A 10335-nucleotide genomic window follows, 5' to 3' on the forward strand; every position below is an offset into this window, starting at 1 on the left:
GATGGCCGGCTACTTCGAGATCCGGCACCGGGTGGGGTTCGAGGAGACGAACTTCGTCGGCAACGTGTACTACGTCCACTACCTGAGGTGGCAGGGGCACTGCCGGGAGAAGTTCCTGAGGGACAAGGCGCCGTCGGTGATGACCGAGATCATGCAGGACGACCTGAAGCTGTTCACGCTCCAGGCCAGCTGCGAGTTCTTCGCCGAGATCGCCGCCTTCGACGAGCTGAGCGTACGGCTGCGGTTGGAGGAGCTGACGCAGACGCAGATCGAGTTCGCCTTCGACTACGTGCAGGTGAAGGACGACCAGGAGGCGCTCGTGGCGCGGGGCAAGCAGCGGATCGCGTGCATGCGCGGCCCCAACAACAACACGGTCCCGACCCGGGTGCCCGCCGAACTGCGTGAGGCACTCGTTCCCTACACCACCACCGCGGTGAGCGCGAACTGACCGCGGGCGCCACGGCGCACAACCGAACACCGGCACGTCGACCAGGCCGCACCCGGCCTGGTCGACGTGTTCGTGCCCGCGCTTTTCGCGACGATCACCAATGACGATCACCAGGAATGCGGCCGAACAGTTTCATGTCGAATTCCAGTGCGCGGACACCGCCATTCGACCGGGTTCGCCGGGAACGGTCCAGCGATGTGAGAGACTCGTACCGTCAGACCTGGTCCGGGCCTCACATCCGATCACGAAAATACGACCTGACCAGTGACCGGTGGCCAAGGCTGGGGAGCGAGACGTGCTGGCGCTTCGATTACTGGGGCCCCTGACGCTGTCCGTTGCCGACGTCGAGCACGATCTCGGTGGAGCCCGGCAACGGGTGGTCCTCGCGCTGCTGGCCCTCAACGCCAACCGGGTGGTCCCGGTCGACGCGCTCATCGACGCCGTGTGGGACTCCGCGCCGCCGAACACGGCCCGCGCGCAGATCCAGATCTGCGTGTCCGGCCTGCGCAGGGTGCTCGCCGGCGCGGACAACGCGGCCCAGATCCGCACCCGGCCGCCCGGCTACCTGCTCGACATCGCCGAGGACGACCTGGACGTCGCCCGGTTCACCAGCCTCGTGGCCGCCGCGCGGGCGCACGTGGACGCCAACCGCGTCTCGGAGGCGGTCGCCACGCTGCGCAGCGCGCTGTCGTTGTGGCGCGGGCCGGCGCTCGCCGGCATGAACTCCGAGCTCCTGCGCCGCAACGCGGCCCAGCTGGAGGACGCCAAGGTCGCCGCGGTCATGGAACGGATCCGCCTCGACCTCATGCTCGGGCGGCACGAGGAGATCATCGGCGAGCTGTTCGGGCTGGTGAAGGAGCACCCGCTGCGGGAGCGGCTCTACGAGTACCTGATGCTCGCGCTGTACCGCGCGGGCCGGCAGGCCGAGGCGCTGGAGGTGTGCAGGCGGGCGCGGGCCACGTTGATGGAGGAGCTCGGCATCGAGCTCGGCGAGAGCGCGCGCAGGCTCGAGACCGCGATCCTCAACCGCGACCCCAAGCTCGACGTCGCCGTCGCCGGGGTCGACCCCAGGAGCGCCCCGGTCACGGTCGCGCCCCAGTCGGTGGTGCCGCGCAGGCTGCCCGCGACCATCGCCGACTTCACCGGCCGCGCCGCGCAGCTGGCGGAGATCAAGCGCGCGCTCGCCGACAACGACGACGAGCAGGCGGTCAACTACGGCACCCGCATCGTCTCGATCTCCGGCAAGGGCGGCGTCGGCAAGTCCACCCTGGCCGTGCGTGCCGCCCACGAGCTGCGCGACGCCTACCCCGACGGCCACCTCTACGGCGACCTCGAGTCCGCGACCGGCGAGGACCGGGTGCGCGGCGTGCTCGCGCGGTTCCTGCGCGCGCTGGGCATCGACGGCAACGCCATCCCCGACGACGACGAGGAACGCGGCGAGCTCTACCGCAGCCGCGTCGCCAACAAGAAGGTGCTGGTGGTGCTCGACGGCGCCACGGACGAGCAGCAGGTCATCCCCCTGCTGCCGGCCGGGCCGGGGTGCGCGGTGATCGTGACCAGCAGGGCGCGGCTGTCCGGTCTGCCCGGCGCGCTCCAGGTCGACATCGAGGTGTTCGACGTCGAGCACGCGCTGGAGATGCTCGGCACGATCATCGGCCGGGACCGGGTGCTCGCCGAGCCGGAGGCGGCACGCGAGCTGGTCAGCCTGTGCGGCGGCCTCCCGCTGGCGATCCGGATCGCGGGGGCCCGGCTGGCGTCCCGCGCGCACTGGCGCGTCGACATGCTGGTGTCCCGGCTGCGCGACTCGGTGCACGTGCTGGACGAGCTGTCCTTCCGCGGCCTGGTGCTGCGTTCCAACATCAGCCAGAGCTACCGTGCGCTGTCGGAGGACGGGCAGCGCCTGTTCCGCCGGTTCGCGCTGATCACCACGCCGGACTTCCCGTGGTGGACCGCGGCCGCGCTGCTCGACGCGGACCCCTACGACGCCTTCGAGGTCGTGGAGACGCTGGTCGACGCGCAGCTGCTGGACACGGTGCAGTACCCGGGCGAGCGGCTGCGGTACCGCTTCCACGACCTGATCCGGGCCTACGCGGCCGAGCAGCTGGCGGCCACGGAGTCCGAGGAGGAGCGCACCAGGACGGTCGAGCGGCTGCTGGGCGCGTGGCTCGCCCGCGCCGACCACGCCCACCGCAAGGAGTACGGCGGGGACTACGCGATCCTCCACGGCACCGCACCCCGCTGGCCCGGCGGCCTCGAGCTGGAGGAGGCCGACGAGATGGGCGACCAGATGGCGTGGCTGGAGGCCGAGCGCCGGTCACTCGTGTCGGCCGTCCACCTGGCCGCCGACCACGGGATGTCCGAGGCCTGCTGGGACCTGGTGCTCACCTCGGTGACGCTGTTCCAGGTGAAGGGGCACTTCGACGACTGGCGCGAGACCGGGGAACGCGCGCTCGCCGCGGCGGAGGCCGCGGGCAACCAGCGCGGGCGCGCCGCGATGCTCTACTCGCTCGGCTCGATGCACGCCCAGCAGACCCGGCTCGAGGAGGCGGAACGCTGCTGCACGGCGGCGCTGGAGATCTTCGAGAGCCTCGGCGACGAGCACGGCTACGCGCTCGCCCTGCGGGACTCGGCGACGCTCGACCGGATGCGCCACGGGACCGCGGCGACGATGGCGAAGTACGAGGTGGCGCTGGCGAAGACGCGTGCGGTCGGCGACCTCGTCGCCCAGGCCCACATCCTGCAGCACATGGCCAAGGTGTGCATCGACGAGGGGAACGCCGAGCGCGCGCAGGGGTTGCTGGAGACGGCGCTCGAGTGCGCCCGCCGCGTGAACTACCTGCGGTGCGAGGCGCAGATCCTGAACCGGTACGCGGAGCTGCTCCTGTTCGTCAACCAGGTGGAGCAGGCGCACCAGACGCTGAACCGGGTGCTGCTGATCGTGCGGGACATCGGGGACCGCATCGGTGAGGCCCACGCGTTGTACCGGCTGGGGGTGGTCCGCCAACGCTCCGGGCGGCTGGACAACGCGGAGACCACCCTCCAGCACGCTCTGTCCCTCGCCCACCAGGTCGGCCAGCGCATGGTCGCGGGCTGCGCCCACCACGCGCTCGGCGAGATAGCGCTGGCCCGCGGGCAGGAGGTCGCGGGTGTGGACCACGTCGAGGCGGCGCTCAAGCTGTTCGCCGACCTCGGGGCCACGATCTGGCAGGCCAAGGCGCTGGTTCTCCGGGCGGACATCCATCAGGGCCGGGGCGAGGACGACATCGCCGACCGCGATCTCGCCGAGGCCATCGAGCTGCTCGGCACGGTGGAGTCGACCGAGGCGATCCGGTTGCGCCAGGAGCTGGAACACCACCGGGGCAACGCGATGACGCGCTGACCCGCGAGCGGCGGCAGGACGACTTCCCCGAACAGCCGCCTGCCACCCCGCGAGGTCACAGCACGCTCACGGGCAGGGGGAGTTCCAGTCCTCGCCGCACTCCATGGCGGTCGACCCGGTCGTCGCCGCGGTGGCGGTGCCGGTGACCATGAACAGCGCGGACAGGCCGAGGAACAGGGCGGCGGCGGACAGCGAGATCCTGCGAATGGCAGACATGGCAATGCCTCCAAAGACTTTGTTTGATTTCGTTTTCGGCGGGAACCCCGCTCGAGAACGAGTCAACAGCGGCTTGCCTTCTGTTGATGTTCGGTTGTTTTAAGGATTCCTCTCGCCGGCCGATAGTGATCGGATAAGACGGCAGTAGCGCCGATATCACGCCATCGCGGGCTGGGTGCGGGCCGCTCCCGCCGCCCGCGCCGACAGCAGGCCGTCGCGGTGGAGCCAGCGGACCGTGTCGGCGAAGGTCTCCTCGACCGGCCGGGCCGCGATCCCGCCGGTGCCCGCGTCCTCCCCCACCCGTGCCGCGCAGGCACACGTGTAGATCGCGCCGTACTCGGCCGGGAGGTGCCACGGCCACACCCGCTGCACCGCGCCGACGAGCGCGCCGACCGGCAGCATGGCGCGGGCGGGCAGGTAGACCGCGGGCAGCGCCCTGCCGGTGACCGCGCGCAGCGTCCGCACGTACTGCCTGGTGGTCAGGTAGTGGCCGGGGCCGAAGACGCGGTTCGCCGCCGGTGCGCCCGCCGCGAACAGCGAGGCGTGCAGTGCCGCGGTGTCCCGCACGTCGCCGATCGGCAGCCCGCCGAGCGGCCAGACCGGCATCCGGCCGCGCAGGGTGTTGCGCAGCCGGGTGACCTGGTCCCCTGCCTTCGGGTCGTGCGGGCCGAGCAGGCCCGGCGGGTAGGTGATCGTCACCGGCACGCCGGCCGCCTGGTGCGCCCTGGCCACCGACTCGGCCTCGGCCTTGCCCGCCAGGTAGGCCTCCCGCGGCCTGCCGACCGGCGAGTCGGGGCCGAGGACGCGGCCGCGCGCGGGCAGCAGCGCGCCGAAGCTCGACACGTACCCGATCCGCGCCGCGCCCGCCGCGCGCGCCGTGGCCAGCACCAGTTCGGTGCCCGCCACGTTGGTCCTGGCCATCTCCGCGTGCCGCCTGCTGTCGAACGAGTAGACCGAGGCGGCGTGCAGCACCGCGTCCGCGCCGCGCACCAGCGCAGCGACGCGCGCGCGGTCGAGCACGTCCCCCTCGACCACGTCGACGGCGCCGAGCCCGGCGCCGAGCGGCGCCAGCGCCCGCTCCACAGCGGACTCGTCGCGGACCAGCAGCCGGACCCGGTGGCCTGCCCGCAGGATGGCGGCGACCGAATGGGCGCCGACGAAGCCGGTACCGCCGGTGACGCTCACCAACATCGGAACCTCCCGTACACGACGAGGGCCGTTGCCCGTTCCCACGGACAACGGCCCAGGTTTCTCTTGTGGACTCAGTGCTGGTCGCTGGCGATGCCGAATCGCGCCAGCGTCAGCTCGCGGTTCACCATCGTGGTCAGCGCGACGGCGATCCCCGCGTGGCTCTGCATCATCGACAGGTCCCGCCACACCCGTTCGAGCCGCTGACCGCGGCCGACCGAGCTGGAACCGGCCGTGGGGTAGATGTACTGCTCGACCGCGGTCCACGCCAGGCGGACCACCTCGCGGCACATCGCGGCCAGCCGGTACTCCCGCTCCTTGGTGAACGCCGCCGGCCCCTGCGCGCACAGGTCCTGCCACTGCGCGACGATGCCGTCGAACGCGGCCTCCGCGGTCGCGAGCTTGCCGCTCGCCTCGCCGTACCAGCGCTGGTAGTCGGTGTTCTCCGCACGCGACTGGATGGGCGGGAACATCGTGGTGCGCGAGCGCATCAGGTCCTCGTACTCGTCCAGCGCGCCGTAGGCGATGCCGACCGCGAGGCACGCCGACTCGAGGATCATGAAGCTGAGCGGCCCGCCGCCGTACTGCGGGTTGATGTGCAGGAGCCTGCCGGGGGTTTCCTCGCTGACCTCGTAGAAGCTCATGTGGGTCGGCAGCACGTGGTGGTCCGGGAGGTGTGCCTTCTCGACCCGGATGCTGTGCGAACCGCTGCCCTTGAGCCCGAGCTGCTGCCCCCAGTCGTCCAGCCGCCGCCACTGCGCGCGCGGGGCGATGAACAGGATCGGCTCGGGTTCCTGGCCTTCCTCGCGGGTGTACAGCGCGTGGCCGATGAAGTGGGTGGCGTACGGCGCCCCCGAGCAGTAGCCCCAGGTGCCGTCGACGACCCAGCCGCCGTCCGGGTGGCGTTCCGCGGTGCCCGCGGGCATCACGGTCGCGGGCGCGATGAACTCGCCGGAGGCGAAGATCTCCTCCTGCGCCCGCTCGGGGAACACGGTCCCGGCGAACACGGCGTGCACCGCGCCGAGGCAGTACATCCACCCCGTGGACGGGCAGGCGCGGGCCAGTGTCCGCACGACCCGCATGAAGGTGTCCACACCGAACTCGTAGCCGCCGTAGCGCCTCGGCACGAGGATCCGGTAGAACCCGGCCTTCGAGAAGGCCTCGTGGACGTCCTCGGCGTAGTAGGTGCGTTCCTCGACCTCCGCCTGCCGCTCGACCAGGGTCGCGGCGATCGCCTCGGCGCGCGCGAGCACGTCCGCCGGCGTGAGGTCCGGTTCGGGTGGCAACGGAAAACCGTTGGCCGGGTTGATGGCGATCACTGTCATCGCTGGGCGATCCCTTCCCTCGTGAGCAACGTCCGGCTGTCCGTGGTGCCCGCGTCAGCCGTTGATCAGGCCGTCGCGGATCACGCGCATCTCCGGGAACGAGGACAGGTCCGGCACGGTCCAGCCGTCCAGGTCGTACTCGGCGAGGCACTGGTCGACGAACGCCTTGTACCCGTCCACCTCGCCGCTGGCGAGCTGCGCGTTGAGCAGCTCGACGCGGGTGGCCTCGTGGCTGCCGGCGTAGTTGCGCTCGTACAGCTCGTGCCGCCCGCCGAACTCGGTGCCGACCGCGTCCCACAACAGCTTCATCAGCTTCACCCGGTCGACCGCCTCCACGCCGCCCGAGCCGCGCACGTACTTGTCGAGGTACGGCCGGATCTCCGGGTTCTTGAAGTCCTCCGCGCTGGAGTTGAGGTAGATCAGTCCACTCGCGATGTCCTGCTGGATGATCTCCTTGACCCGCGGGTAGCCGATCTGCATGAACCACCGGTAGGCCAGCCCGTACGCGGGGTTGGGCAGCACGGCCCCGTCGATCCACGGCACGGGGTTGCGTGCCGCCGCGTCGGACAGCGCCCAGAACAGGTTGCGCCAGGCCAGCACCTCACCCAGCCGCGACTGCACGCCGCGGAAGTCCTTGACGCCGGTGACCTCCACCGCCTTCGCCAGCAGCCCGGCGATGAACTCGAGCTTGACGGCGAGGCGGGTGCAGCCGTGGAAGGTGAACCGCTCCGGGAAGCCCGACCGGCCGGTGAACAGCTGGACCTTGCCGAGGTGCCCGTAGATGAACACGTTCTCCCACGGGATGAGGACCTTGTCCAGCACCAGGATCGTGTCGTTCTCGTCCAGACGGGACGAGAGCGGGTAGTCGAACGGGCTGCCCATCACCGCGGCGGTGGCCGTGTAGGAGGGCCGGCAGATCAGCTTCATCCCGGCGGCGCCCATCGGCACCGTCGCCACGAGCGCGAACTTGCGGTCCTTGATCGGCACGCCGTAGTGCGCGATGAAGTTGTAGTGGGTGAGCGCGGAACCGGTGGCGACGACCTTGGCGCCGCTGACCACGAGCCCGCTGTCGGTCTCCTTCTCCACGTGCACGAAGACGTCGGCGACCTCGTCCGGCGGGCGGTTGCGGTCCACCGGCGGGTGCACGATCGCGTGGTTCCAGTAGAGGACCTTCTCCTGCGACTCGCGGTACCAGCGCCGCGCGTTGTCCTGGTACGGCGCGTAGAAGTCCGCGTTAGCACCGAGTGTGCCGAGGAACGCGGCCTTGTAGTCGGGCGTGCGGCCCATCCAGCCGTAGCTCATCCGCGACCACGCCGCGATGGCGCGCTGGTCGGCGACGAGGTCCTCCGCGCTGCGCGGTGTGGTGAAGAACCGGTGGGTGTACCCGCCGCTCCCCGTGTCGGTCGGGCACGTCAGCACGTCCTTGGTCTCCGGGTCGTGCAACGCGTCGTAGAGCCGCGCCACCATCCTGGCGGGGTTGTGGAAAGCCGGGTGCGCGGTGACGTCCTTGACGCGTTCCCCGTACAGGAATATCTCGCGATCGTCGCGCAGGCTCTCCAGGTATTCGGCGCCGGTGAACGGACGCGTCCCGGTACCACCGTGCTCCGGTTCAGCCATCGGACTTCCTCTCGGTGAGATCTCGCCCGTGCGGCCAATCGTGCCAGCGGAACCACCGGCGGTCGTTCTTCCCGGATGCGGTTGCGGCGCCGGAAGTTCTTCCAGGGTGCGGAAATCCGCGCCCGCCGCGCGTGCGCGGACTTCGCAACACGGGAGATGCCCCTGCCACGTCGCGGCCGTGAACCTGGCTCCATGACTGAATTCGACGGCAAGACCGTACTCATTACCGGCGGTGGGAGCGGCATCGGTTTTGCCACCGCGCGGCTGCTGGTCGACGCGGGCGCGAACGTGGTGCTCGCCGGGCGCCGGATCGAGAAGCTCGACATCGCGGCCAAGGAACTGGACCCCGACGGCGAACGCGTGCTCGCGGTGAGCACCGACGTGTCGCGGCTGGACGAGCTGGACGAGCTCGTGACCAGGATCCGGGAGGTCTACGGCCGGCTGGACGGGGTTTTCGTCAACGCAGGGGTGGCGTTCTCCTCCCCCAGCGCACTGGTCCAGGAGGCCGACTTCGACCGGGTCATCGGCATCAACTGGAAGGGCGCGTTCTTCACGATCCAGAAGGCCGTGCAACTGTTCGACGCGGGCGGCGCCGTGGTCATCAACGGCACCTGCCTCGCACACCGCGGCAACGCACTGTCGTCGCTGTACGCGGCGACGAAGGCGGCCGTCACGAGCCTCTCCCGTTCGCTCGCCGCCGACTTCGCCGACCTGGGCATCCGGGTCAACGCGATCAGCCCCGGGTTCATCCGGACGGACCTGCTCGACGGCGTCGTCCCGAACGACGAGGCACGCGAGATGATCCGCTCCCAGATCCCGCTCGGCCGGATCGGCCAGCCGGACGACGTCGCGGGCGTGGTGGCCTTCCTCCTGTCACCGAGCGCGGCCTACATCACGGGCCAGGACCTCGGCGTCGACGGCGGCCTGGTGAGCGCGGCCCCGATGGGCTCGGTGCGCCCCACCGAGTGACGCCCGTGAACGGCCTCACCGCGGATGCGGAGGCTCCGCCAAGGTCGGTCACTCCTGGCAGGAGCCGCCCCCAAGCGGCACAACCGCCACACGGGAAGCCGGGCGCGAAGCGCCCGGCTTCCCGTTACGCGGGCTTGGCGAGCCAAGCCGAGCGCAGCTCACCAAGGACCTGCCTGCCTGCCATCCCAGCCCCGTGCCGGACCCCCGCCATCCCGGAGACCAGCCCGTCCGGCGAGGACCCCCGGAGGGAAAAACCCACAACAAGGCCAACCACCAGCACGGGAAAGACCTCATCCAGCGTAGAACGGGCCCTGCCCCACACCGAACGTGAAGGCTCCCGTCAAAGTCGGGTTACTCCTGACAGGAGCCGACCCGAGCATGCGGCACGCAGCGCCCGACCCCGCGAAGCGGGCCAGAACCGCCGCGAAAGGCGCGTTCACAGCACGCGCCATGCCGCGAACGCGCCGCGGCACAACCGCACGCGGGCCTTGCCCACCCCGAGGCGAACCAGAGAAGGCAATCCAAAGTAGAACGGGTCCCGCCCCACACAGAACGTGGAGCAGGACCCGATCTACGTCACGGCACGCCCTGAAGCGCGAGCCCAGCGCCGAACCCGAGCAGCAGCATGCCGGTGACGTACTCGATCCCCGCGCGAACGCGCGGACGGCGCAGCACCGAACCGAGCTTCTCGATGGTGAAGACGTACGTGCTGAACCAGATGACGTACAGCACCGCGAAGACACCGCAGTACGTCAGCGCCTCGCCCAGCACCGGGCCCGACGACGGGAGGAACTGCGGCAGGAACGTCACGAAGAACACGGCGAGCTTCGGGTTGAGGGCGTTGGTCAGGAACCCCTTGCGGATGCACCGCAGCGGTCTGCGCTCGCTCGGCTCCCCGGTGGGCAGGTCCGCCGCCGCGCGCCGGGCCATGCGGATGGTCTGGACCCCCATCCACACCAGGTAGACGGCGCCCACCACCTTCAGCACGTTGAACGCCACCGGCGACGCCACCAGCAGCGCGGACAGTCCCAGCGCGGCCGCGGAGGCGTGGATGGTGAGGCCCAGCGCGCCGCCGATGGTGGACGCGAAGCCGGACATCTTGCCGCGGACGAGCGCCTGCCGGGTCATCAGCGCCTGGTCCGGGCCCGGCATGATGATGATCACGGCGGCGGCGGCGATGAACATCAACATGG

At 70.7% G+C, this 10335-nt stretch carries 8 protein-coding genes; 3 read left to right on the top strand and 5 right to left on the bottom strand.

Annotated features, from left to right (window positions below):
- Position 1: 1 nt before the first annotated feature.
- Together ACYQ77_RS17480 and ACYQ77_RS17485 are read left to right on the top strand one after the other, a co-directional pair.
- Positions 2–448, top strand: a complete 447-nt coding sequence (locus ACYQ77_RS17480; RefSeq protein WP_459712510.1) for an acyl-CoA thioesterase — start codon at positions 2–4, stop codon at positions 446–448.
- A gap of 295 nt (positions 449–743) precedes the next feature.
- Positions 744–3827 carry an AfsR/SARP family transcriptional regulator gene (locus tag ACYQ77_RS17485; RefSeq protein ID WP_459712512.1) on the top strand — a complete coding sequence of 1028 codons (3084 nt, stop codon included), beginning with the start codon at positions 744–746 and terminating at the stop codon, positions 3825–3827.
- A gap of 66 nt (positions 3828–3893) precedes the next feature.
- Here ACYQ77_RS17485 and ACYQ77_RS17490 read toward each other — a convergent pair whose 3' ends face one another.
- The 4 genes from ACYQ77_RS17490 to ACYQ77_RS17505 all read right to left on the bottom strand — a co-directional run bounded on the left by ACYQ77_RS17490 (position 3894) and on the right by ACYQ77_RS17505 (position 8173).
- On the bottom strand, positions 3894–4043 hold the full coding sequence (locus ACYQ77_RS17490; protein ID WP_459712514.1) for a hypothetical protein: 150 nt from the start codon (positions 4041–4043) through the stop codon (positions 3894–3896).
- Between the two features lie 156 nt (positions 4044–4199).
- Positions 4200–5234 (bottom strand): NAD-dependent epimerase/dehydratase family protein, encoded by a 1035-nt coding sequence (locus ACYQ77_RS17495; protein WP_459712516.1) that lies wholly within the window; start codon positions 5232–5234, stop codon positions 4200–4202.
- A 71-nt stretch (positions 5235–5305) separates the two neighbouring features.
- Positions 5306–6556 (bottom strand): acyl-CoA dehydrogenase family protein, encoded by a 1251-nt coding sequence (locus ACYQ77_RS17500; RefSeq protein WP_459712517.1) that lies wholly within the window; start codon positions 6554–6556, stop codon positions 5306–5308.
- 54 nt (positions 6557–6610) lie between these two features.
- Complete coding sequence (locus tag ACYQ77_RS17505) at positions 6611–8173, bottom strand: 4-hydroxyphenylacetate 3-hydroxylase N-terminal domain-containing protein (RefSeq protein ID WP_459712519.1); 1563 nt, start codon at positions 8171–8173, stop codon at positions 6611–6613.
- A 192-nt stretch (positions 8174–8365) separates the two neighbouring features.
- Here ACYQ77_RS17505 and ACYQ77_RS17510 point away from each other — a divergent pair, with 192 nt between their 5' ends.
- The gene (locus ACYQ77_RS17510; protein WP_459712521.1) at positions 8366–9142 is read left to right on the top strand and encodes an SDR family NAD(P)-dependent oxidoreductase; all 777 of its coding nucleotides are present in this window, start codon (positions 8366–8368) and stop codon (positions 9140–9142) included.
- 576 nt (positions 9143–9718) lie between these two features.
- Here the strand turns inward: ACYQ77_RS17510 and ACYQ77_RS17515 are convergent.
- Positions 9719–10333, bottom strand: coding sequence for a LysE family translocator (locus tag ACYQ77_RS17515; RefSeq protein ID WP_459712523.1), 615 nt, complete (start codon positions 10331–10333; stop codon positions 9719–9721).
- Between the last annotated feature and the right edge of the window lie 2 nt (positions 10334–10335).

The organism is Actinophytocola sp. KF-1, from assembly GCF_054661535.1.